We start from the raw sequence: 23,763 nt of genomic DNA, 5'->3' as shown, positions 1-23,763 counted from the left end.
TTTGGACAAAGCGACAGATGTATTCGCTGCGATGCTGATTATCTGCTATCACTATTTGGCTACAGTGCCTTCAGTCGTACTTCAATCGCACAGCGCACGCGGATTCACATCCCTGTCCCGCGTGTGTCCCGATCCGTCCCATCTGAAAGGAATCAATTGTGAACAAGCTCACCGGCAAAGTAGGCATCGTCACTGGAGCATCGAAAGGAATTGGCGCGGCGATTGCCAAAGCACTCGCGGCAGAAGGTGCGTCCGTCGTCGTCAACTACGCGTCCAGCAGCGAAGGTGCGGACGCCGTCGTCGCAGCGATCACGGCAGCAGGCGGCAAGGCCGTCGCGGTACGCGGTGACGTTTCCAAAGCGGCCGACGCGCAAGGCATCATTGACGCAGCCATTGAGACCTACGGGCACCTCGACATCCTCGTCAACAACTCGGGCGTGTACGAGTTCGCGCCGCTCGAAGCGATCACGGAAGAGCATTTCCACAGGCACTTCAATGTCAACGTGCTGGGTCTGCTGCTCACCACACAAGCGGCCGCAAAGCATCTGGGCGAAGGCGCCAGCATCATCAACATCAGCTCGATCGTGACCCGTATTACGCCGCCCGGCAGCACGGTGTACACGGCAACCAAGGGTGCCGTGGATGCGATTACCGGCGTGCTGTCGCGCGAACTGGGACCGAGGAAGATTCGCGTCAACGCAATCAACCCCGGCATGGTGGTCACTGAAGGCACGCACCAGGCGGGCCTGATCGGCTCGGAAATGGAAGCAGGGGCGGTAAGTCAGACGCCGCTTGGCCGCATTGGGCACCCTGACGATATCGCGGGAGTCGCGGTATTTCTCGCTTCGGATGACGCCCGCTGGCTCACCGGCGAACAATTGCAGGCCGCCGGCGGATTGCGTTAACACGTGGCACGTTAAGCGGTATTCATTGGCTGCAAAGCCGCTTGCTGCTGTGCGTTTGCGTGCAGCAGCAAGCGAATTGTCACGCAGAGATCTGTTCGCTTAAGCAAAACACCTGTTCGAGCGGTTGCCATGCGATTTTTTCCGCGTGAGGCAATGGCCGCTGAAAACGCGCCATGAGCGTCTCCCATTCTTTCACACGGGGATGTGCCGCTGGTCCGATGGCCAGTTGCTCAGGCACAAACCCCGCCTCGGCTTCGATCAACATGAAGAGCCGCGTCTCACGGCGCCAGATCGTCATGTCCTGTATGCCCGAAGCACGAAGATGGGCAAGTACTTCGGGCCAGACCGCGCGGTGATAGCGATCGTACTCGGCGATCACAGCCGGGTCGTCATGCAGATCGAGGGCAAGACAATAACGCATACCCACCTCCTCAACGATCGACAACTCGCATCTCGTCAATTCGTCACGCACTTACCGCCGCGTCGATTTCCAGTTGCACACGCTGTTGCGCGCGAATCGCATCCCAGTCCCAATCAATGCCGATACCAGGTGTGGACGGCGGCGTCGCATAGCCCTGCTCAACCACGATCGACGAGCCGGTCAACGAATCCAGTTGCGGAATGTACTCGAGCCAGCTCGCGTTCGGCACGGCCGCGCACAAACTGACATGCAGTTCCATCAAAAAGTGTGGACAGATCTCGATGTTCATGGCTTCCGCGGCGTGCGCCACCTTCAGCCATGGGGTAATGCCGCCCACCCGCGCGACATCCGCCTGCACGATCGAACACGCGTCCGCCTTGATGTACTCGGCGAATTGCGCCGGATGATAGAGCGATTCGCCGACCGCCACCGGCACCGTCGTCGCCGCACACAGGCGCCGATGTGCGTCGAGGCTCTCGGCCGGCATAGGCTCCTCCAGCCACGCGAGCCGCAGCGGCTCGAATGCCTGCGCGCGACGCAGGGCCTCGGCAAGCGTGAAGCCCTGATTCGCATCGACCATCAGCTCGAAGGTGTCGCCCACTGCGGCGCGCACAGCGGCAAGCCGCGCGACGTCCTCCGACACATGCGGGCGCCCCACTTTAATCTTTGCGCCGCGAAATCCTTCCGCCCGCGCTCGTAGCGTCTGCTCAACCAGTTCGGTTTCCGAAAGATGCAGCCAGCCGCCTTCTGTCGTATAGGTCCGCACGCGCGGTTTCGCACCGCCCGCCGCGACCCACAATGGCAGGCCTGCGACGCGCGTGTTGCGGTCCCACAGCGCCGTATCCACAGCAGCGAGTGCAAGGCTCGTAATCGCGCCCACCGCTGTAGCGTGCGTATGGAAAAACAGGTCGCGCCAGATGGCTTCGTATTCTGCGGGATTGCGCCCAATCAACTTCGGTGCAAGATGGTCGTGCAACAAAGAAACGATGGACGAACCGCCTGTGCCTATCGTGTACGTGTAGCCGGTTCCGCTGCTGCCGTCGCTGCAGCGAATCGTCACCAGCACCGTTTCCTGCACGACGAACGATTGAATGGCATCGGTGCGCCGTACCTTCGGCTGAAGGTCGACTTGCCGGATTTCGACGCTTTCTATCATACTCATGGTTGTTCTATCCTTTGACGCCGCCAAGCGTGAGACCTGCAATCAGGTGCTTCTGAACAATGAACGTCAGCACGATGGCGGGAATGATGATGATCACCGCCATCGCACACATGCCAGCCCAATCCACCGTGAACTGCGCGGTAAAGTCCATCAGACCGACCGGCAAGGTCTTGGTATCGGGACTGCGGCACAATTGCGACGCCAGCGCGAATTCGTTCCAGCTGGTTAAAAACGCAAAGATCGCGGCGGATGCGACGCCCGAACGCGCCAACGGCAGTTCGATATGCCAGAACGCCTGCCAGCGGCTGCAACCGTCTATTTGCGCGGCCTCCGCCAGCTCCGCCGGTACCTCCCGGAAGAAGCCGTCGATCAGCCAGACGGTAAAGGGAACATTCATGGCCAGATACACGATGATGACGCCAATGCGCGTATCAAGCAGACCCGTCCACGCCCACAGCATGAAAATCGGCAATGACAGCGCAATCCCGGGAATCGCGCGCGTGAGCATCAGCACCACGAACAGCAGCTTCTTGCGGCGAAATTCAAAGCGCGCAAACGCATAGCCGCCAAGCACACCTACTACGACGGCAGCCACGGTACTCGCCAGAGAAATCACCACCGAATTCACGAAGTACTGGCGAATCGGCAACGAGGCCATTGCGCCCAAGCCAAACATATTGCGGAAATTGTCGAGCGTATAGCTGCCCGCCTCAGTAAGCGGCTGGTTCGACAGGATGGCGACGTTCGAGCGGAACGCGTTGAGCACGACCCACAAGCCGGGCAAGCAGATCACCGCCATGACGACAAAGACGCCGAACCATAAGGCCGCGCGCCTGAGCGGCGCTCTTAGGGTGTCGAAACCGCTCGCGTGTTCGAAAGTGGCACTCATGATGTCAGGCAGGTCCCATATGTTTGCGCGCCGCGTTGAGCTTGCGGAAGAAATACAGCGTGAACAGCACCGACACGAGCACGGACACGTAGCCAATCGCATTCGCATAGCCCATGTGCGAATCGTCGTAGGCGATACGGCCCACCATCGTCCACAGCAATTCGGTGCGCCCGCCTGGACCGCCGTTCGTCATGATGCGAACGATGTCGTAAGCGCGGCCTACGTCAAGCGAACGGATCGTCATGGCGATATAGATAAACGGCATCAGGTAAGGGAGCGTCACGTAGCGAAAGGTTTGCCACGGCGTGCAGCCGTCGACCTTGGACGCCTCGATCGGATCCTTAGGCAGCGCCATCAAGCCGGCAAGCAAAATCACCGCAAACACGGGCGTCGAATTCCAGACCTCGGCAGCAATCAGCGAAGCAAGCGCGGAATTCGCATTGACCAGAAACGGAATCGTGCTTTTGAGGCCGAACAAGGTCTGCAGCAGATGATTGACGACCCCTGTGCTGTCGTTGAGCATGAACTTGAACTGAAAGCCCACGAGCACAGGCGAAAACATCATCGGGAACATCATGACGGTGCGCAAGATGCGCTGACCTTTGGTCACCTCATTGAGCAGCAGCGCAATGCCCAGCCCCAGCAGTAGTTCAAGGTTTAGCGCGATCGTCAGGAACAGCACCGTGCGGCCGAACGCGGCCCAGAAATCCCCGTTTGCAAAGGCACGCAGATAGTTGCGCAGGCCGATCACATGCCAGATCGTTTCCGGATCGATCAGGCGGTAGGACGTGAAGCTCGTATAAAGCGAAAACAGCAACGGCAGCACGACGACGATCGCCACCGAGAAAAACGCCGGCAGCAGCAGCTTGAACGGCAAGCCCAAGCCCTCATGCGTGGCCGGCATAAGCGTGGGTGCAGCAGACGAATAGCGGATATTGAATCGCATAGTCAGGCGCAGGGCGAGCGCGCATGGGTAAAGGGAAAGACCAGGCGAGGCGATCGATGCGCGCCTCGCTCACGGCGCGTCACTAATCGGAGGCGTCCTGCATGATGTCGGAAACTTTCTTAGCCGCGTCGTCGAGCGCCTGTTGCGACGATTTATCGCCGATCAGCGCCTTTTGCAATTCAGGCCACAGCGCGTTGGAGATCTCGTCCCATTGCTGGATACGCGGCGGCGTGAAAGCATCCTCGCGCGCGGCGTTGCTAAACACGCCGATCGCATGCGCCATATAGGTGTCGTTTTTCGCTTCGAACTCCTTGACGACCGCTTGCTGTGCGTCGACGCGTGACGGAATGGTACCGAGGCGTGCCTCCACCATCTGCGAATCGAGGCTCGTCAGGAACTCAATGAAGCTTGCCGCGACTTCCGGACGGTCGCAGGTCCTGGTGATCGAGAAGCTGTGCGAGCCCGACCATCCCGGCCGTTTGTTCGCCACACCTAGCGGCGCCGGCACCACGCCCACCTTGCCGGCCAGTTGCGAGGTCTTCGGGTCGTTATAAAACGAAGCGAATCCTGGCCAGTCCAGATCCAGTGCAACCTTGCCGGCGGCAAAGTTGTTGCCCAGGTCGTCCCACACATAGCTCGGCACACCCTTTGGCACCGCCCCCGACTTGTAGAGATCCACGAACCAGTTGAGCGTCTTGACGCCAACGGGCGAATTGAACGCCGGACGATTCTTCGCATCGAGCAACTGGCCGCCGTTGGCAATCAACAGCGAATAGAACGTGCCGGTAATGGCTTCGTCCTTACCGGGGAACTGGGTCCCGTAAAAGTTGGGTGCCTTGGTAAAGAACTTCGCTTGCTGCGTGAATTCTGCGTAGGTTTTAGGCGGTGCAAGCGTCGCACCGAACTGCTTGCGGTAAGCGCTCTGGTTGGCGGGATCGTCGTAAGCGGCTTTGTCGTAATACAGCGCTTCGATATCCACGGAACGCGGTATCTGCACGAGATGCCCGTTGATCTCCGACGCCTTCACCAGGCTGGGCGAAAACGCCGCCAGATAACTGGCGGGAAACAGGCTCTTCAGGTCGCGGAAGATGGGGTACTGTGCCGCGAAGTTCGTATGATTCGACGACACGCAATAGTCGATATGACCCGACGCAATGTCCTGCTTTAATTCGCGGTCAAGCTCGAAATGACTCTTGCGCGAGACGATTTCGACTTTCGCGCCTGTTTGCTTCTCCCATAGCGGAATGCGGGTATAGAGCGCCTCGTATTGCACGCCGCCAATCAGCTTGACCCGCAACGTGTAACCTTTATATTCATTATCCGCATGGGCCACGCCCGACGCGACGATGCCCACGAAAGCCAGCACCGAGGCAGCGAGCTTGAGCATGGTTGGTAAAGTTGGCAAGGTTGGTAAAGTCGGATTAGGCATCACTGTCTCCTCTTTTATGGATCCGCCGTCATGCCGCACAGCTTGTGTGCGGCAATTGCGTCATGCGAGCTCCGCGGCGGTTCGGCTCGCAGTGATGTACTCGCTAGCGCAAACGTCGTCCGCTGGCGCGATCGAAGATGAGCACCTTCTCAGGTGCCGCGTGCAACGCGATCGTGGTGCCGGCGCGCACGTCGGTGCGGCCGTTGAGCAGCACGCAGCACGGCTCGCCGGCAACCGTGCCGAACAGTTCGGTTGCCGCACCGGTCGGCTCCACGACTTCGAGCGCGAACGGCATGCCGTCCACGCCGCCGATTTGCAAATGTTCGGGGCGCACACCGTACACCACTTCCTGACCGTGCGTGGCGTTGACGAGGGGAACGGGCAGCATGAGATCGCCGATCCGCACCCGTGCTTGCCCCTCTCGCTGCTCGTAGCTCCCTTTAAAGAAGTTCATCGCAGGCGAGCCGATAAAGCCGGCCACAAACAGATTGTCGGGATCGTCGTAAAGCGCCAGCGGTGTACCGATCTGCTCGATCACACCACCGTTGAGCACGACGATGCGGTCGGCCATCGTCATCGCTTCGATCTGATCGTGCGTCACATAAACTGTCGTAGCGCGCAGGCGCTGATGCAGTGCCTTGATTTCGGCGCGCATCTGCACGCGCAGCCGCGCATCGAGATTGGAGAGCGGCTCGTCGAACAGGAAAACTTTCGGATCGCGCACGATGGCACGGCCCATTGCCACGCGCTGCCGCTGCCCGCCAGACAGGTTGCGTGGATGACGATCGAGCAGCTCCTTAAGACCCAGCAGCGCAGCGGCCTTTTCTGCGCGCGATGCAATTTCCTGCGCGTCGTGATTACGCAGCTTGAGCGCGAATGTGAGGTTTTCCAGCACCGTCATATGCGGATAAAGCGCGTAGTTCTGGAACACCATGGCAACGTCGCGCTCACGAGGCGGCAGCGCATTGACGATCTGACCGTCAATCAGAATCCGGCCGTGACTCACGCCCTCCAGCCCCGCCAGTGCACGCAGCAACGTGGATTTCCCGCATCCGCTCGGCCCCACCAGGACCAGAAATTCCCCGTCCGGCACCTTCAGGTCGATCTGCTTCAGGACCTGAACAGCACCAAACGACTTGCGCACCTGCTCGAATGCAACCGCTGCCATCCACCCTCCTGTCGGGTTGACCGGCGGGCCGCAGACGTGCCGTTAAGCCCGCGTCGACGCCCTTGCCGTCTTGTTCACTCAATTTTAGATATGAAATGCTATTTTATGAATGAAATTTACTAGGTGTTTTCCCCGGCTGCGGAACGAGCCGTCCGGACGTTCGCGCGAACCCGCGTGGCCCTACAATCTGGTTGGTTATCATGTGCGCCACTTCATCTGGCTCAAACTGGCTTCAACTCGCTTCACCTGGCATGGCAGGAGGAAACTTGAACGACAACGGAACGCGCTACTCGGCGCCGGCACTTGAGAAAGGTCTGGACATCATCGAGTTGCTAACGGATCACCCGGAGGGTTTGTCGCTGGCCGAGCTCGCGAAAGAGTTGGGCCGCACCACTGCCGAAATTTTCCGCATGGTCGTCACGCTGGAAACGCGCGGTTATCTGCTCGCCATCGGTGACCGCTATGTGCTCTCGCTACTGCTCTTTCAATTGGCGCATCGGCATCAACCGGTTCGCTCGCTGGTGTCGGCGGCGCTACCGTTGATGACGCAACTTGCCAAACAGGCCGGTCAATCGTTTCACCTGTGCGTGTATCAGAAGGGACGCGTGTTGATTGCAGCCGGTGTTGAAAGTCCGGAACGCTGGGGGTTTTCGTTGAAGGTCGGCACCTTGATCGGCCTCACTGATACAGCGTCGGGACAGGTCTTGCTTGCCTTTCAGGAAGAACCGCAACGCGTTGAAATGCTGGAATTGCATATACCGGTCGACGGCGAGCTGGAGGTCAACCCACCGCAGCTCGCCAAGGATCTTGCGCAGATCCGCAAGCACGGCAATGCGCGCATGCCGAGCCGTCAGGTGAAGGGCGTGAAGAACCTGGCCTACCCGGTGTTCGGTCGCGACGGCCATGCCATCGCAACGCTCACCACGCCTTATATCGAGCGCATCGACAACGCTGAGGTACCTTCAATGGCAGAAGTCGGCGACATGATGAAAGACGCAGCGCAAACGCTGACCGCCCTGATGGGCTTTAACGTCTATTGGGATTCGGCGACTCAGCCATCGCGCTGAATACTCATTAGCTATCCATATTAATCTTCAAGATACCCGCCAGAACGAATAGCGACCTGGCGGCTCAACAGCAATCGCACTGCTCGCCCTCGAATTTCCCTCCATCTGCATCACACATAGTCCATCGAACCTGCGCCCTCGGGGCTCGCGTATACCCCATTGCAGCGGCTTTTTTTCCGTGAAACACTTCTTTCCATCTGCTGTGTCGGACATGATTCCGATATATCAGACAGACGGAATCGCAGCGCGCGGGTCTTGTCCCCTGCCGTTTCCGTCCGAATGCCGACTTCTCACTTCCGACCGGGAACCAACATGAGATTTGTCAAAGAGAGCACACGAGTCGCCGCCCTGTTTGCTGTGGCCGCTCTGTTGATGCTTGCCGCTTGCACCAAAGTCGCCTCGCCCGAACAAGGCGGCGTGGCCGATTCCACACTCAAGCAGGTCCTGCAGCGTGGCACCTTGCGGGTCGGCGATTGCCTGACTTTTGCCCCCTTTGGCTTCTATAACAAAGACGGTCAACCTGATGGCTACGACGTCGACCTCGCCAGGGAACTGGCGAGGCAGATGGGCGTGAAGCTCGAAGTTGTAAATACAACCAGTGCCAACCGGATTCCGAATCTTCAGACCAGCAAGGTCGACGTGGTGTTCTGTAACTTCACCCGCAACCTGGAACGTGCCAAGGAAATCGCGTTCACGAGTCCGTACGTGGTGGCAAGCGAAGCGCTGCTCGTGAAGAAGAGCAGCGGCATCAAGTCGATCAACGACATGTCGAACCGCACCATTGCGACCGTCAAGGGTTCCACCAACGGCGACGAGGTGCGCTCGCTGAACATGCAGGTGAAGATTCAGGAATTCGACAGCTCCGAGGCGGCAATTCTTGCCGTCAAGCAAGGCCAGGCGGACGCGATGATCGAAGACAACAACTTCCTCGCTTATCAGGCCACGCTCGACCCGGATCTGACCGTCACCAACGAAGCACTGGTGCCGCTCGAATACAACGCGTTTGGCGTTAAAGCAGGCGATCAGGTGTGGCTCAACTATCTGAACCTGTTCCTGTTCCAGGTGAATGCGTCGAAGCAGAACGCACAGCTCTACAAGAAGTGGTTTGGTGCCGACCCGCGCTTCCCGCTGAATCCGCAGTATTGAATCCGGGTCAGGTGTACGACGGAGGAACCATGAGCTATGAATGGCTGACCCTTGCGGGTTACTGGAGCGATTTCGTCCACGCGGCGTGGCTGACGCTGCAGATCACGCTGCTGGCCTTCGTTCTTGCAATGCTGCTCGGCCTGATCACCGCACTCGCGAGCGCATCGCGTTCGCGAGTGCTGCGAACCGCGGCGAGCGTGTATATCGAAGCCATCCGCAACACGCCGGTGCTGTTGCAGATCTTCATCGTGTTCTTCGGGTTGCCGTCGCTGGGCATCACGTTGAACGCCTATACGGCCGGAGTCATCGCGCTAGGCGTGAACGTGGGCGCCTATCTTGCCGAGGTGTTCCGCGCGGGCATCCAGTCCGTGCCGCGCGGCCAGCTCGAAGCTGCATCGATCCTCGGCCTCGGGCGCCGGCAGATCTTCATGGAAGTCGTGCTGCCGCAAGCGGCGCGCGCCGTGTATCCGGCCATCGTCAATAACCTGATTCAGCTTCTGCTCGGCACGTCGCTCCTGTCGGCCATCGCGTTGCCCGAGTTGAGCGGCACGGCGACCGTCATCAACGCACGCACGCTGCTCTATATTCAGACTTTCACGATCACGTTGATCGCCTATCTGGTGTTGAGCAACCTTCTGTCGTGGGTGGCGGGTCAAATCGGCGTGCGCGTGTTTCATCCGCCACTCGTCCTGAAGAAACGCACGCGCCGTGCATGGTTCATCGCCCGGCAGGCTGACCGCACGCGAATGCTTTAGGCGGAGATCGAACATGTCAAGTGAATTGCTCACCACCAGTCTCGCGATCCTGCTGCAGGGATTGATCGCGACCTTGCTTTTGTCCGTCGCTTCGATCGTCGGCGGCACGCTGATCGGCTTGCTCGCCGCCGTGTTGCGCTCCTTCGGACCATGGGGCACGGCGCGCATCGCGAGGCTCTATACAGAACTGTTTCGCGGCACACCCGTGCTGATTACGCTGATGTTTATCTACTTCGGCGTGTCGTACTTCGGCTACGCAATCGATGTTTTCGCGGCGGGCGTGGTCGGCCTGAGTGTCTACCAGGGCGCGTATATCGCCGAGGTGTTCCGCTCCGGCATTGAAGCCGTGCCGAAAGGGCAGTGGGAAGTGTCGCAGATTCTCGGCCTGAGCAAGACGCAGGCGTTCTTTTCCGTCGTGCTTCCGCAGACCGGCAAGATTGTCTTGCCGCCGCTCATTGGCCAGTATCTGTCGCTGATCAAGGACACGTCCATCGTCAGCATGATCGGCATGTCTGAATTGATGCATGGGGGGCAGGCCATTGTCGACCGGGTAGGCAAACCGGTAGAAATCTATGGCCTCGTCGCCGTGCTGTATTTCATTGTGTGTTTCCCGCTGTCGCAGTGGGTGCGGCACCATGATCGTAGAAGGAGTCTGTTGTCATGAGCACTGCCATCCTGTCGAAGTCCATCATCAACCTGAACGGCGTCTCCAAGTCCTTCGGTGCCACGCAGGTCCTGAAGGAGATCAACCTTGATGTGAAACCAGGCGAAGTGCTCGTGTTGATCGGCGCGTCGGGCTCGGGCAAGAGCACGGTGCTGCGCATCATGAGCGGTCTTGAAACAGCCGACTCAGGCGAAGTCTGGGTCAATGAAGTGCCGTTGCACGACGCGCGTCGGGCGAAGGAAATCCGTGGCCATGTCGGTATGGTGTTTCAGCAATTCAATCTGTTTCCACATAAAACCGCGCTCGGCAACGTGACGCTTGCGCTGATCAAGGCTCGCAAGATGAGCCCCGCGGATGCCCGCAAGCGCGGCATGGTCGCATTGGAACGCGTGGGTCTCGCGGATCGCGCGGACCACTATCCGAGCCAGCTTTCAGGCGGCCAGCAGCAACGTGTGGCCATCGCGCGAGCGCTGGCGGTCGAGCCCGGCATCATGTTCTTCGACGAGGCAACCTCTGCCCTTGACCCGGAACTGGTCGGCGAAGTGACCGAGGTGATGCGCGGTCTCGCGCGCGATGGCATGACCATGGTGGTCGTGACGCACGAAATGGGCTTCGCGCGCAAGACAGCCGATCGCGTGGTGTTCATGGACAAAGGCGTGATCGCCGAACAGGGTGCACCCGAGCAGATCTTCGTGAATCCGCAAAACGAGCGCACCCGGCAGTTCCTGCATAGGGTGCTCGACCATTGAGGTCGTTCCTGCCTGCCAGGCTCGCCACCAACAAGAAATAAACGGCGACACTTCGCCGACGGAGTTGAACGCATGTCCGCACCAGAATCCTCAAGGGCCAGAGGAGTTGATCGGGTCGTCAGCATTTTCAGGCAGTTGCACATCGCGCGACGTCCCATGACCATGCGCGAGCTGATCGAAGCGACCGGCGCGCCGCGCTCGAGCATCTACGAACTCGTCACCATCCTCGCAGACGCCGGATGGCTCGAAACCTCAGCGGACGGCAATGTATTTTTCGGCCGCGAGATGCATTACTACGGCGCCGACTACGCGGTCCATAACGACCTGATCAGTCGCGCGCATCAGGCCATTCTCGCCCTGGTTCGCACTCACGACGAGACCGCCCAACTGTGCATGCTCGAAGGCAACAAATACACAGTAGTGCTTTCGGAAAACAGCTCACGGCCCTTCAATATCAGCTCCGATATTGGTGTGAAGGTGCCGATTCCATGGACCGCTAGCGGCCGCCTGTTGCTCGCTCACCTGCGCCCCAACGAAATTCGCGCGCTGATCCCGGCTGACGACTTTGTTCTGGACAATGGCAGACGTGTCGAATTTGATGACTTTCTGCGCGACGTCGAACAGGCGGCTGAACAGGGTTACTGTTGCACCGAAGGTCTCTCGCACACATTTCGATACTGCATGGCCGCGCCCATTCGTGACCGGACAGGTCTGGCAGTAGCCGCACTTTGCTTCATGACGAGTCGCGATACCGCGCCGGAAAAGCGCGAAAAAATGCTGGAAGATCTGATCCGGTCGGCCAAGGGTTTATCGCAGCCTTATGCACGGTTGTGAGTACCGGCCTGCTGGCAATACCGCGAGTCGGAGAAGGCGCACCCTGCTACGGGTGCGCCTTCTCCATGAAGCGTGGGCTACACGCCATCAGCCTGATACAACTTGATCACTGCGGAAAAATCCAGACGCCCCGCGCCTTTCGCGCTCAAGCTCTGATACAACTGCTGCGCAAGCGCACCGAGATAGACCGGCTGACGCGCGGATTTCGCCGCATCGGTGGCGAGACCGAGATCCTTCAGCATCAGATCCGTGCCAAAGCCGCCGGTATAGCCGCGCGACGACGGCGCGGTCTCTATCACGCCCGGGAACGGGTTATAGGTATCGGAACTCCAGCATCGCCCCGTTGAGGTATTGATGATGCCGCCCAACACCTTCGGGTCGATGCCGAGCGCCGCGCCTAACGACATCGCTTCCGCCACGCCTGCCATCGTAATGCCGAGCACCAGGTTGTTGCAGATCTTCGCCACCTGCCCCGTGCCCGTGTCTCCGCAATGGACGATGTTCTTGCCCATCGCGCCGAGCACCGGTTTGACCTGTTCGAACGCGGCCGCGCTGCCGCCCACCATAAACGTCAGTGTGCCCGCCGCCGCGCCGCCCGTACCGCCGGAGACCGGCGCGTCGACGAATCTGTTGCCGTGCTGCGCGGCCAGTTCGGCGAGTGCCTTGACGCTCGCCGGGTCGATGGTGCTCGAATCGATGATGGTCACGCCTTTGGCAATGCCCGCTAACACACCGTCGTCCGCGGTCAACACGCTGCGCACATGCGCCGCTGCGGGCAACATGGTGATGACGCACTCGACGTCCGTCACCGCAGCCTTCGGCGAACCGGCCGCTTTCGCGCCTGCATCCACCAGCGCCTGAACGGCCTGTGCATTCAGATCGAACACATTCACCGCGTGGCCGGCTTTGAGCAGGTTGTGCGCCATCGGCGCACCCATATTGCCTAGTCCGATAAAGCCAATTTTCATGATTGCGTCTCCACTTCGTTTTTCATGCGCGCCGCTCAACGCAGGCTGATCGTGGTGTTGACGCCGTCGTTCACGGTCGCGTCGTCGAACCAGCGTGCGGTAACAGTTTTGGTCTGCGTATAGAACTGCACGACCTGCTTGCCATAAGGACCGAGATCGCCGAGCTTCGAGCCACGCGAACCGGTAAAGCTGAAGAACGGCACCGGCACCGGAATTGGAATGTTGATGCCCACCTGCCCCACGTCGATCTCGCTCTGGAACTTGCGCGCCGCCGCACCGCTTTGCGTAAAGAGTCCAACGCCGTTGCCGAACGGATTGCGGTTGACGAGTTCGATCGCATCATCAAGCGTCGGCACGCTGATCACCACCAGCACCGGCCCAAAGATTTCGGTGCGATAGATTTCCATTTCCGTTGTGACATCAGTGAAAATCGTCGGTCCGATGAAATTGCCTTGCTCATAACCCTGGACCTTGATGTCGCGTCCGTCAAGCGCGAGCGTCGCACCTTCTTTCACACCCGTTTCGATCAGGCCCAGTACGCGCTGCTTCGCGGCACGCGACACAACCGGTCCGATATCCGTGCCGGCCTGATTGCCTGCGTTCACCTTGAGCGTCTTCGCTTTCGCGACCAGATCCGGCAGCCATTGCTGTGATGCACCCACCAGCACGACGACCGATGTCGCCATGCAGCGCTGGCCCGCCGCGCCAAAACCGGCGCCTGCCAGTGCGTTCAAGGTTTGCTCGCGGTTTGCATCGGGCAGCACGACGGCGTGATTCTTCGCGCCCATCATCGATTGCACGCGCTTGCCGTGTTCACTGCCGAGACGGTAGACATGGGTGCCCACCGCTGTGGAGCCGACGAACGAAACGGCCTTGACCAGTTCATGCGTGCACAGCGCATCTACGACTTCCTTGCCGCCGTGCACCACGTTCAGCACGCCTTTCGGTACACCTGCTTCAATCGCCAGTTCGACCAGTTGCATGGTGGACAGCGGATCCTGCTCCGACGGCTTGAGCACGAAGGTGTTGCCGCACACAATCGCCATCGGGAACATCCACAGCGGAATCATGGCGGGGAAGTTGAACGGCGTGATACCGGCGCACACACCAATCGGTTGACGCAGCGTATAGGTGTCCACGCTGCCTGCAACGTTCTCGGCAAATTCGCCTTGCTGCAAGGTGCCGATTGAACATGCATGCTCGACCACTTCCAGACCCCGGAAGATATCGCCTTCGGCATCCGGGAGCGTTTTGCCTTGCTCGGCGGACAGCGTCCTGGCAATGCGCGGCATATGCTCGCGAATCAGCGCCTGATACTTCAGCATGATGCGCATGCGCGCGCCGATCGGCGTGTGCTTCCATGTGGCGAATGCGGCGTGGGCAGAGCGGATTGCGGCATCCACTTCTTCGGCTGTCGCAAACGGCACGCGTGCGAGTACTTCCTGAGTGGCCGGATTGACGATATCGCGCCATTCCTTCGTGCCCGATTCGACGAATTCACCGTTGATCAACAGCTTGACCGTAGCTACGCCCGCATTGGACGGCTGGATGACAGCATTCATGTTTGACTCTCGTGGTTTGGTTCAAATTCAGTCCGGCCTCATGCCGGACACAAAGGTGATACAGCGGGTTAGTCGCTGCGCGAGCGCATCAATAACGTGCAGAACACAGCGAGGATGCCGAGGGCAACCATATAAGCGACCACGTAGTGCGGATGACCACCGCCGGTTGCGAGCAACGCGGTCGCGATCATCGGCGCGACGCCGCCGCCGAGCACGCCGGCAATCTGCACTGACAACGAGATCCCGCTATAGCGAATCTCCGCAGGAAACTGCGAGGCGAACAGTTGCGATTCCGGTGCATACAGGATGGGAAACACCACACCCACGCCCAACACCATGGCCCACCACACCGTGAGCGGATTGCGCGTGCCGAGCATCGCGAAGAACGGGGCGGCAAACAGGCACATGATGACGAGGCCAATCAGAAACAGACGCCGCTGGCCGATGCGATCGCTCAGGTAGCCGCAAAACGGCATCGTGAAGAGCGACAACGCGGCACCCGCGGTAATCGCATGCAGAATGGCCGCCTTGGGAATCTTCAACTGGTTGGCCGCATACGCGAGCGCAAACGCCACCACCAGATAGAACCACGTGTTCTCCGCCGTGCGTGCGCCGATAATGATCAGGAGTTCTCGCGGATGACGCCGCATGGCATCGAGGATCGGCGCCTTGACGGGTGCACCGTGCGCCTTCACGCGTTCGAAGTCCGGCGACTCCGGCACACGCACGCGGATCACCCAGCCGACAATCACCAGCACGATGCTGGCGAGGAACGGAACGCGCCATCCCCACGCGAGCAGATCGGCCTCGGGCAATGCCGTGACGGCGGCCATTACCAGCGAAGAAAGGATCAGTCCGAAGCCCACGCCGGTCTGCGGCAGACTGCCGAAAAAGCCTTTACGTCCAGGCGGTGCATGCTCGACCGCCATCAACACCGCGCCGCCCCATTCGCCGCCAACGGCCATCCCCTGCAGGAAGCGCATTGCAACGAGCAAGGTGGCGGCCCAATAGCCAATGCTTTGATACGACGGAATCAGGCCGATCACCATGCTCGGAATGCCCATCAGCAATAGCGTGACGAGAAGCATCGACTTGCGGCCGATGCGATCGCCGAAGTGCCCGAACACAATCCCGCCCATTGGGCGTCCGATGAAGCCCACGCCATAGGTCGCGAATGCAGCGAGCGTCCCGAGAACGGGATCGAGCGTGGGAAAGAAGATCTTGTTGAACACGAGCGCGGCAGCGGTGCCGTACAGGAAGAAGTCATACCATTCGATCGTGGTGCCGGCCATGCTGGCCCACCCCGCGATCAGGTAATCCCTGGCACGCCTGGGAAGCGGCGCGGCAACTGCCGCCCCGTCAGGGGTCGATTGCATCTGCATCCTGGTGTCTCCGGTACTTTTTGTGGGCGGCGTGCCGCGCGGGTGACGCGGGCGACCTGAACCGTGGTTGTTCCAGCGGCTTGCAACCGAGTATAGTTATTCGAATATCCACGGCATATAGATGAAAAAGCCCATCTGATATGCAAAAAAACACAAGCAGCGGCCCTGTTGCGTCACGCAGCGGCTTGCATGCGACCGGAGACAGGATGCAAAGCGTGAACTGGGACGACCTTCGCTACTTTCTGGAAGTAGCACGCACCCAACGTGCGAGCGGCGCGGCCAAACGTTTAGGGGTGGACCACACCACCGTCGCACGCCGCGTGAGAGAACTGGAAACCGCGCTCGGCACGGTGCTGTTCGACAAGTCGCGCGCCGATGGCTTCGTGTTGACGGCGGATGGACAGCGCCTGCTCGCGTATGCCGATGCAGTCGAAACCACCGTGCAATCCGCTGCCGAACAATTCACAGGGGGCGCCCATTCGCTATCGGGACACGTGCGGGTGGGCTCTACCGAAGGCTTTGGCTGCTTTTTTCTCGCGCCCCAACTCGCGCGTTTTACCCGCAAGCATCCGGACATTTCAATCGATCTGCTACCCGTGCCGCATTTCGTCAGCCTGTCCAAACGCGAAGCGGATCTCGCCATCATGCTGGAGCGGCCCGAGCGGGGCCAATACGTCTACACGAAACTATGCGACTACCGGCTCAAGCTGTACGGCACGCGTGATTATCTGGAACGTCATGAGGCCGTGAAAACGGTTGCCGACCTGCGCGACCATGCCTTTATCAGCTACGTCGCGGATCTGGCCTTTAGCCACGAACTGCTCTATCTGGACCGCGAGGTTCCCAATGCGACGGCGAACCTGTGCAGCACCAGCGTGATCGCACAATATTTCGCCGCGCTGCAAGGCAACGCGCTTGCGATTCTGCCGTGCTTCATGGCCGCATCGAATCCTTCGCTGATTCCAATCCTGCCGGACGAAATCATGGTGACGCGGCATTTCTGGTTGTGCTGTCGCGAAGATCTTCGCAAACTGCGACGCATCACTTCGCTATGGGACTATCTGCGCGCGGCAGCGGATCAGAACAAGCCGCTGCTGATGGGGGAAGCTGCACATATGCAGTACGTGGAGGCATAAAGCGCGCTCGCGCCGGATTCCATCTGCTGCAAAGGGATTGACACATGGGTGGTTGACTCAGGAAACTAAAATGACGAAAATAGTTTCCATGGAACGGCGACCGGAACCTCGTCGCCTCCCTGGCAGCCTTCCGAATAGCTCATCAATCAAAACGACGCGATCGCCCGCCAGACCCTTTTTCCACTCTGGTACGCGAGGCATTCATGAAGCTGGATTCAACACCCCCTGTTCTGATCGTAGGCGCCGGACCCACTGGACTCACGCTTGCACTCATGCTGCAACGCTACGGCGTGAACTTGCGCATCATCGACCGCGCGGCGGCGCCTGCCAACCTGTCGAAGGCGCTGGCCGTATGGAGCGGCAGCCTCGAAGGCCTGGCGCCGTTCGGCATCGTCGATCAATTTCAGGCGGCCGGTGTGCCGCTCAAATCGCTGACGTTCGGTGACGGCAATCGCGTATTGGCCCATCTTCCGTTCGGCGACGGCATCGACAGTCCCTATCCGCAGCCCCTGCTTTTGCCGCAGTCGCGCACCGAAGCGATCCTCGGTAACGCGCTCGCTGAAAGCGGCGCGACAGTCGAGCGCGGTGTGGAGCTGGCGGCACTCTCGCAGGATGCATCCGGTGTCACGGCAAGCTTGCGCCATGCGGACGGTCATACCGAACAGGCGACCTTCCGTTATCTGGTCGGCGCGGACGGCGCGCGAAGCGCCGTGCGTCATGCGCTGGATATCGAATTCGAAGGCTATACCGAGCCGCAAACTTTTCTCCTCGGAGACGTCCGCATCAGCGGTGCTGAGCTGGATCGTCATAGCATTCATATCTGGTGGCACGACGGCGGCACCGTGGCGCTGTTTCCATTCGAAGACGGAGTGTGGCGCATTCTTGCCGAGCGCCCGGCGAGCGAGGGCGACGCCACGCCTACCCTCGAAGAATTGCAGCGCAAGATGGACCAGCATGGGCCGGCTGGCGCGCGCCTTCACGATCCGGGCTGGCTTGCTGCGTTTGCAACCAATGAACGTCTTGCCGCACGCTACCGCGTCGGCCGTGTCTTTCTCGCCGGCGACGCCGCGCACATTCATAGTCCCGCAGGCGGCCAGGGCATGAACACCGGCGTCCAGGACGCGCTCAATCTCGGCTGGAAACTGGCCCGCGCAATCACAGGACGGGGTGACCCCGAGTTACTGCTTTCGAGCTACGAAGCCGAACGCCGGCCCGTTGCTCGCGAGATGGTGGCGGCGGCCGCGCAAAAGCTTCATGTCTCTATGGCCAATAGTTCCGTGGCGCGCCTGCTGCGCGATTTCGCGGTCACCGTGGCAGGTCACCTCCCCGCTGTGCAAAAGAAGCTTCAGCTCGATTTATCCGAAACGGAAATCACCTATCGGGATGGCGCGTTGGTCGAGCTTGGCGGGAAGCCGCGTCATGCCAGGCGTGGCGATGTTGGCACACGCGCGCTCGACATCAAGATCGTCGATCCGGCATCCGGCAACGCGCGCACCTTGTGGCCGCTTCTGGATGGTACCCGGCATACGTTGTTGCGCTTCTGCTCCAGTGAGGCGTCGCCCGCGCTCGATTCGCTCATCACACGCTTTGCCGACGGTCTAAACATCGTCACCGTGAATCCGCTGCACGATCCGGACGGTGAAGTCCGCACGCGCTATCGGATCGACAACTCGGGATGGGTACTGATCCGGCCGGATCAGGTGGTGGCGGCGCGCGGCGCAGACAACGACACGACCGCGCTTGCAACCTATCTCGAGCGGCTCGTAGCACCGAGGCAAGCCGCATGACGAAACGCGCCACAGCGGACCAGTCACGCACTGCGAAGGCGGGCACGGCATCACACGCGCCCCTCGCACTGCCTCAGGTCGATTTCGACGACAGCGCCGCCGGCCGTGTTCTCGCAGCTGCCCGCGAGGTACTGCTGCGCGACGGCTACAGCGGACTGACCATGGACGGCCTGACCGCCGTGCTCGGCATGAGCAAGAAAACGCTCTACGTCCACTTTGCGTCGAAGGATGAGATGGTTGCCGCGATCTTTGCGGCTACCGGCGCGACCATCCGCAGGCAAGTCGGCGAACTGCTCGACGCCCCCGGTGACTTCAGGGAAAAACTGGATGGCACGTTACGGATCGTCGGCGAACACATTGGCAGTTTGAGACCCGAGATCCTCGAAGATCTGCAACGTTTTGCGCCGCAGTTGTACGCTGAAATCAACGCGATCAAGGCCCGCAATATTCCGTTGATGCTGACCCGCGTGTTGAAACTAGGCGTACAACAGAAGCTGGTTCGCGCTGATGTGGACGTGTCATTCCTGATCGAGTACTGGGTGATCGTTGCTGGCGGCCTGCACGACCCAGCACTGCTTGCGCGTACGGGCTTGACCCCGCGCGCGGCATTCAACAAGGCGCTTGAGCTGTTTTTAAACGGGGCGTTGACGTCTTCCGGCAAGGCGCAAGTGCACGCGCCCCGCTAGGCGCCGTGTGGGATGAAGGACCACATTCGCGGAGATCGAAGTCACACCCGTCTCCGCGCAGCCGGCCCTCAAAACCTCATCGAAGCCGCCTCCAGCCTGAATGTCGAAACGGACTTCTTCAATTCGGCCGCTTGCGATTCAAGCGAACTGGCGGCCGCCGCGGCCTGCTCGACCAATGCAGCGTTCTGTTGCGTGACCATATCCATTTGTCCGATCGCCACACCGACATGGCCAATGCCCGTGCTTTGCTCGCTCGAAGCCGCCGAGATCTCGCCCATGATGTCGGTCACGCGCCGCACCGAGGTGAGGATGGCCTGCATCGACTGCTGCGCTTCGCCCGCCAGCGACTCGCCTTGGGACACGTTGGCCACCGAGGCGTCGATCAGTTGCTTGATCTCTTTTGCCGCGCTCGCAGAACGTTGCGCAAGGGTGCGGACTTCGGCCGCTACCACCGCGAAACCACGGCCTTGCTCGCCGGCGCGTGCCGCTTCGACGGCTGCATTCAGCGCGAGAATATTCGTCTGGAATGCGATGCTTTCGATCACGCTGATGATCTGCTCGATTTTCTTCGAGCTATCGGCAATCGAAAGAATGGTCTGAACCACTTGACCGACCACCTTGCCGCCGTCGTCGACGGTGCCCGAGGCGGTCACTGCAAGCTGGCTCGCTTGCATCGCATTTTCGGCGTTCAGCTTGACGGTCGCCGTCAACTGATCCATCGACGATGCCGACTCAGCCAAGGCCGACGCCTGCTCTTCAGTCCGTTGCGACAAATCGGCGTTGCCTGCGGCAATCTGCTTGGCGCCAATGGCAATCGAATCCGCGCCCTTCTGAATCTGCCCGACGATTTCAGTCAAATGCTGCTGCATCTGATGCATGGCCGCCAGCAGGCTGCTCCTGTCACCATGCTTGAGCTGCACAGTCGCGCTCAGGTCGCCTTCGGCAATGCGCTGGCACAGCTCCTTTGCATACTCGGGCTCGCCGCCCAGCGTCGTGCGGATATTGCGGATCAGCAAAAGCATGGCCGCGGTCAGCGCGGCGAGAATGACCGTGGCGAATAGCAGATTGCGCAATAGCACCGCATAGAATGCGCCGTTGATGTCGTCCACATAAGCGCCGGTGAACACGTGCCAGTCCCAGTCCGGAACGAAGCTGCTATAGGTGATCTTGCCGACCGGCACCCCGTGCGGGGTTTTGGGCCAAATGTATTGACTGTAATGAGCGCCGCCCGCCGACGAACTTTTGACGATTTCGACCGCGATATGCGTGCCGTTGGAATCGACCAGTTCCGACTGGTTTTTTGACTCCAGTGAAGGACTGACCGGCACGAGAAGCGCCGTCACCGAAGAATCGTAAATGGCGAAATAACCGCTGCGGTCTGCGCCGTAACGGATCCCGCGCAACTGTTCGATTGCCTGATGTTTGGCGTCTTCGACGGAAAGCGTATGGTCTGCCGCTTTCTTCTGGTAGTGGGAAATCAGCCCGAGCGCCGTGTCCATCTGTTGGGACAGCATTTCCTTACGGTCTTTGAACATCGCTGAGCGGCTCGTCAGGGCGCTCGTGACCACGAGTACAGCAACACCAATCCAGAGCAGGGCCAGGATGCTCCATAACTTCTGATTCAAGGTCAGTTGCTTCATCTATTTCATCGCTCAAAGGTCGGTAAAGGCAACCCCGGACAACTGCCGTTTACCTTTTTTATAGTCAAACCGCGATCCTCATAGGGTGAGGTCCGGCCGCACGAAACAGTTGCCTAGCCGCTATTTCGGCAAACGTTTGCCGAACTTGAGGGTGAGTCCGCAAATCACGCGATTCGCTGCATGTATTTCGGCAGATCCGGTTCGGGCAAGACCGCCAGCACCTTCAGGCGCTGCAACGTGCGTTTGTGAGCGGCACGCAGATGCGTCTCGAGCGCAGCGGCGGCGGCATCCATGTCGGCCGCCAGCAGATGCACCAGCACCGCACGATGCTCCGACAAGGTAGCGGGCTCGGGATGCAGATTGAACGCGTTGAAAAACGCATGATTCACCGTGAGCGGCATATGCGCGTGCTCGATCATCTCCAGCAGCTTGCGATTCGGCGCATGTCGCAGGCAATCGACGTGCAAGGTGGTCTCGAGCTGCTGCAATGCGTCGGCATCGATCAGATCCGGTTCACGGATCGCACGGTCGAGATCGGCCAGCGCTGCGGCCAGCATGTCCCGCTTGAGATGGGGCTGGCTCGCGCGTAGCGCGGCCGGCTCGAGCAACAGACGCAATTCATAGTCCTGCGCCACCGCGCGTGCGGTCAGGGGTCCGGCAAGCCAATGCGAATAGGCCGATTTTTCGACGAGGCCGAGATCGCGCAAGCGGCTGAGCGCTTCGCGCACGGTGCCGCGGCTCACGCCGAATGCTTCGGCGGCGCTCGACTCGTCGATGCGGAAATGGCCGAATGCAATGCCGATCGACACCGCGGCTTCCAGCGCGTGATAGATACGTTCGCTATTCGACGGCAATTCGAGCGGAGCGGGTGCTTCGTCAAAGCCAAGCGCGGCTTCGGACAACGGCACACGAAGCGGTTCGGGCACGCTGCCGTCGGCATGCGCCACCAGGTAGCCGCGCCCTTCGAAGGTATGCAGCAGGCCGCCCGCGTGCAGCATTTCGAACGCCTTGCGCACCGGCACGCGGCTCGTGCCGAAGATGCGCGCCACTGGCCCCTCGAGCAGCACGAGTCCGGGCGCCACACGGCCAAGGGCGATCGCGCTCTTCAACTGATCGTGAATCAGGCGATACCGTAAGCGTGTGTCCGCTTCAACACCGGCTTCGGCGTGTGTCGAAAGCGGCGGTGAACCCGCAGCGCGTGCGCGTCTTGTCATCGTCAGGTTTTCACAGCGTCGTCAGGCCCGCATGAATTCGTTCCAGCGACGCACCAGGTAGTTGTGCTCGTCCATCACGGAGTCCCATACCGCGATGTGCCCCATCCGCGCGACATAACTGCCGCCGTCGCGCTGCTGGCCTGCCGCGACCAGATGCTTGCTGGTAGGTCCGGGCAGTTCGGCCGAAGCGGGTTTGCCATCGTACCAGTAAGCCCATTCGGCAGGGTCCAGATAGTCGCGCGAGCGCTCCGGGTTCGCGATGTAGAAGCCCTGGCGCGCCATCGACGCCCCCGCCCAACCCTCCAGCCACCAGTTCAGATAATCATAGGCGGCGTCCAGCACACGGCCATGCGCGACACGCGACAACGACATGCCGCCGAACCACGCACGATAGCCCTCCTTCGGACTGGCAAGCCTGAAACGCAGCCCTGCGCGTTCCAGTTCGACGGTGGCGGGCGACCAGATACTTTGAATCGCGACCTTGCCGGCGATCATCAATTGCGCGGCTTCCGCGAAACTCGACCAGAACCCCGCGAAATGGCCGCGCCGCTTGAACTCGATCAGCGTGGCAATCAGACCGTCGATCTCCTCGATGGTCAGATTGCCGATATCCGCGAACTGCATCAGGCCGCTCGCTTCGACAGCCAGCGCGGCGTCGATGGCGCCGATGGCCGCGTCAGCCTGCAACGCGGCGCGCCCGGCCATCTCCGGCGCGAGCAGCCAGGCCCAGCTTTCACCCTGTGCGACGAGCGCGGGCGGCACGGCATCCTCCAGATAAACGAAGCTGTCCGCGTTGTGGGTGAGCGGCAGCATGCTCAGGCGCGCAGTCGGTTTGCGCGCGAGCGAGCCGTCTGCCTGCACGAAGAGCCGGTCCACCGGCACGCTGCCTGCGCTCGCGCAGGCGTGCCGCGCGAGGCGGCCTGTGCGCGGCAGCGAGTTGATTTCATCCCAGCGGCGAATCCGCGCCGTTTCAATGGGCTGCAGCGCACGCGCGGGCCACAGGCAGTCAATGCTATGAAACCACTGATCGTAAAGCTCGTAGCTTTCCGGATGCATGACGCCTTGACGCTGCACGGCGAAACCGTCGTCGACGATGAAGCGCAGCTTGATACCCAGGTCCTGTTCGGCCCGCTTGCGCAAATGTTCCTGCAGCGTGACGGTCGTGCCCAACACGCGCAGTTCGACCTTGCCGGAATGCACGGCGGGCGCGAGCGGTGCTGAGGCAACGCTTGCGCCCGCCACCTGGGAATCAC

22 protein-coding genes are annotated in these 23,763 nt (G+C 60.4%); 10 read left to right on the top strand and 12 right to left on the bottom strand.

Going from position 1 to position 23,763, the window contains the following annotated elements; translation table 11 throughout:
- Window positions 1-158: 158 nt before the first annotated feature.
- Window positions 159-905 carry a glucose 1-dehydrogenase gene (locus VGH41_RS14805; protein ID WP_331598204.1) on the top strand — a complete coding sequence of 249 codons (747 nt, stop codon included), beginning with the start codon at window positions 159-161 and terminating at the stop codon, window positions 903-905.
- A 79-nt stretch (window positions 906-984) separates the two neighbouring features.
- Here the strand turns inward: VGH41_RS14805 and VGH41_RS14800 are convergent, their stop codons facing one another.
- The 6 genes from VGH41_RS14800 to VGH41_RS14775 form a co-directional block, all read right to left on the bottom strand.
- The gene (locus VGH41_RS14800; protein WP_331598203.1) at window positions 985-1,326 is read right to left on the bottom strand and encodes an L-rhamnose mutarotase; all 342 of its coding nucleotides are present in this window, start codon (window positions 1,324-1,326) and stop codon (window positions 985-987) included.
- A gap of 43 nt (window positions 1,327-1,369) precedes the next feature.
- The gene (locus tag VGH41_RS14795; protein ID WP_331598202.1) at window positions 1,370-2,488 is read right to left on the bottom strand and encodes a mandelate racemase/muconate lactonizing enzyme family protein; all 1,119 of its coding nucleotides are present in this window, start codon (window positions 2,486-2,488) and stop codon (window positions 1,370-1,372) included.
- A gap of 7 nt (window positions 2,489-2,495) precedes the next feature.
- The gene (locus VGH41_RS14790; RefSeq protein WP_331598201.1) at window positions 2,496-3,377 is read right to left on the bottom strand and encodes a carbohydrate ABC transporter permease; all 882 of its coding nucleotides are present in this window, start codon (window positions 3,375-3,377) and stop codon (window positions 2,496-2,498) included.
- Between the two features lie 4 nt (window positions 3,378-3,381).
- Window positions 3,382-4,281, bottom strand: coding sequence for a sugar ABC transporter permease (locus VGH41_RS14785; protein WP_331598225.1), 900 nt, complete (start codon window positions 4,279-4,281; stop codon window positions 3,382-3,384).
- 124 nt (window positions 4,282-4,405) lie between these two features.
- Complete coding sequence (locus VGH41_RS14780) at window positions 4,406-5,752, bottom strand: sugar ABC transporter substrate-binding protein (RefSeq protein ID WP_331598200.1); 1,347 nt, start codon at window positions 5,750-5,752, stop codon at window positions 4,406-4,408.
- 103 nt (window positions 5,753-5,855) lie between these two features.
- The gene (locus VGH41_RS14775) at window positions 5,856-6,920 is read right to left on the bottom strand and encodes a sn-glycerol-3-phosphate ABC transporter ATP-binding protein UgpC (RefSeq protein ID WP_331598199.1); all 1,065 of its coding nucleotides are present in this window, start codon (window positions 6,918-6,920) and stop codon (window positions 5,856-5,858) included.
- Window positions 6,921-7,186: 266 nt separating this feature from the next.
- On the opposite strand from VGH41_RS14775, the gene VGH41_RS14770 reads away from it, so the two are divergent.
- The 6 genes from VGH41_RS14770 (at window position 7,187) to VGH41_RS14745 (ending at window position 12,135) form a co-directional block, all read left to right on the top strand.
- Window positions 7,187-7,987, top strand: coding sequence for an IclR family transcriptional regulator (locus VGH41_RS14770; protein ID WP_331598198.1), 801 nt, complete (start codon window positions 7,187-7,189; stop codon window positions 7,985-7,987).
- Between the two features lie 312 nt (window positions 7,988-8,299).
- Window positions 8,300-9,133, top strand: coding sequence for a transporter substrate-binding domain-containing protein (locus tag VGH41_RS14765; RefSeq protein WP_331598197.1), 834 nt, complete (start codon window positions 8,300-8,302; stop codon window positions 9,131-9,133).
- Window positions 9,134-9,162: 29 nt separating this feature from the next.
- Entirely contained in the window at window positions 9,163-9,888 is a 726-nt protein-coding gene (locus VGH41_RS14760) for an amino acid ABC transporter permease (protein WP_331598196.1), read from the top strand.
- 13 nt (window positions 9,889-9,901) lie between these two features.
- The gene (locus VGH41_RS14755) at window positions 9,902-10,552 is read left to right on the top strand and encodes an amino acid ABC transporter permease (RefSeq protein ID WP_331598195.1); all 651 of its coding nucleotides are present in this window, start codon (window positions 9,902-9,904) and stop codon (window positions 10,550-10,552) included.
- On the top strand, window positions 10,549-11,301 hold the full coding sequence (locus VGH41_RS14750; protein ID WP_331598194.1) for an amino acid ABC transporter ATP-binding protein: 753 nt from the start codon (window positions 10,549-10,551) through the stop codon (window positions 11,299-11,301). Before VGH41_RS14755 ends, VGH41_RS14750 begins: the two co-directional genes overlap by 4 nt.
- Before the next feature lie 72 nt (window positions 11,302-11,373).
- Window positions 11,374-12,135 (top strand): IclR family transcriptional regulator, encoded by a 762-nt coding sequence (locus VGH41_RS14745; protein WP_331598193.1) that lies wholly within the window; start codon window positions 11,374-11,376, stop codon window positions 12,133-12,135.
- A gap of 77 nt (window positions 12,136-12,212) precedes the next feature.
- Here the strand turns inward: VGH41_RS14745 and mmsB are convergent, their stop codons facing one another.
- The 3 genes from mmsB to VGH41_RS14730 form a co-directional block, all read right to left on the bottom strand.
- A complete protein-coding gene (mmsB, locus tag VGH41_RS14740) occupies window positions 12,213-13,103 on the bottom strand; it encodes a 3-hydroxyisobutyrate dehydrogenase (RefSeq protein WP_331598191.1) in 891 nt (296 codons plus the stop codon).
- Between the two features lie 35 nt (window positions 13,104-13,138).
- Complete coding sequence (locus VGH41_RS14735; protein WP_331598190.1) at window positions 13,139-14,665, bottom strand: CoA-acylating methylmalonate-semialdehyde dehydrogenase; 1,527 nt, start codon at window positions 14,663-14,665, stop codon at window positions 13,139-13,141.
- A 68-nt stretch (window positions 14,666-14,733) separates the two neighbouring features.
- On the bottom strand, window positions 14,734-16,047 hold the full coding sequence (locus tag VGH41_RS14730; protein ID WP_331598189.1) for an MFS transporter: 1,314 nt from the start codon (window positions 16,045-16,047) through the stop codon (window positions 14,734-14,736).
- 206 nt (window positions 16,048-16,253) lie between these two features.
- Between VGH41_RS14730 and VGH41_RS14725 the strand changes: the two genes are divergently transcribed.
- The 3 genes from VGH41_RS14725 (at window position 16,254) to VGH41_RS14715 (ending at window position 19,656) form a co-directional block, all read left to right on the top strand.
- Entirely contained in the window at window positions 16,254-17,183 is a 930-nt protein-coding gene (locus VGH41_RS14725) for a LysR family transcriptional regulator (protein WP_331598188.1), read from the top strand.
- Between the two features lie 203 nt (window positions 17,184-17,386).
- Window positions 17,387-18,970, top strand: coding sequence for an FAD-dependent monooxygenase (locus VGH41_RS14720; protein ID WP_331598187.1), 1,584 nt, complete (start codon window positions 17,387-17,389; stop codon window positions 18,968-18,970).
- On the top strand, window positions 18,967-19,656 hold the full coding sequence (locus tag VGH41_RS14715; protein ID WP_331598186.1) for a TetR/AcrR family transcriptional regulator: 690 nt from the start codon (window positions 18,967-18,969) through the stop codon (window positions 19,654-19,656). The genes VGH41_RS14720 and VGH41_RS14715 overlap by 4 nt, the downstream gene beginning before the upstream one ends.
- Before the next feature lie 68 nt (window positions 19,657-19,724).
- Here VGH41_RS14715 and VGH41_RS14710 read toward each other — a convergent pair whose 3' ends face one another.
- The 3 genes from VGH41_RS14710 to VGH41_RS14700 all read right to left on the bottom strand — a co-directional run bounded on the left by VGH41_RS14710 (window position 19,725) and on the right by VGH41_RS14700 (window position 23,710).
- Window positions 19,725-21,296, bottom strand: coding sequence for a methyl-accepting chemotaxis protein (locus VGH41_RS14710; protein WP_331598185.1), 1,572 nt, complete (start codon window positions 21,294-21,296; stop codon window positions 19,725-19,727).
- 164 nt (window positions 21,297-21,460) lie between these two features.
- Window positions 21,461-22,510: a GntR family transcriptional regulator gene (locus tag VGH41_RS14705; RefSeq protein ID WP_331598184.1), complete on the bottom strand. Its 1,050-nt coding sequence runs from the start codon at window positions 22,508-22,510 to the stop codon at window positions 21,461-21,463.
- 21 nt (window positions 22,511-22,531) lie between these two features.
- Window positions 22,532-23,710, bottom strand: coding sequence for an ABC transporter substrate-binding protein (locus VGH41_RS14700; RefSeq protein ID WP_414696658.1), 1,179 nt, complete (start codon window positions 23,708-23,710; stop codon window positions 22,532-22,534).
- Between the last annotated feature and the right edge of the window lie 53 nt (window positions 23,711-23,763).

Source organism: Paraburkholderia sp., assembly GCF_036488795.1.
Taxonomy (GTDB): domain Bacteria; phylum Pseudomonadota; class Gammaproteobacteria; order Burkholderiales; family Burkholderiaceae; genus Paraburkholderia.
Note: the sequence above shows the minus strand (reverse complement) of the source record. Positions and strands in the feature narration are given on the sequence as shown.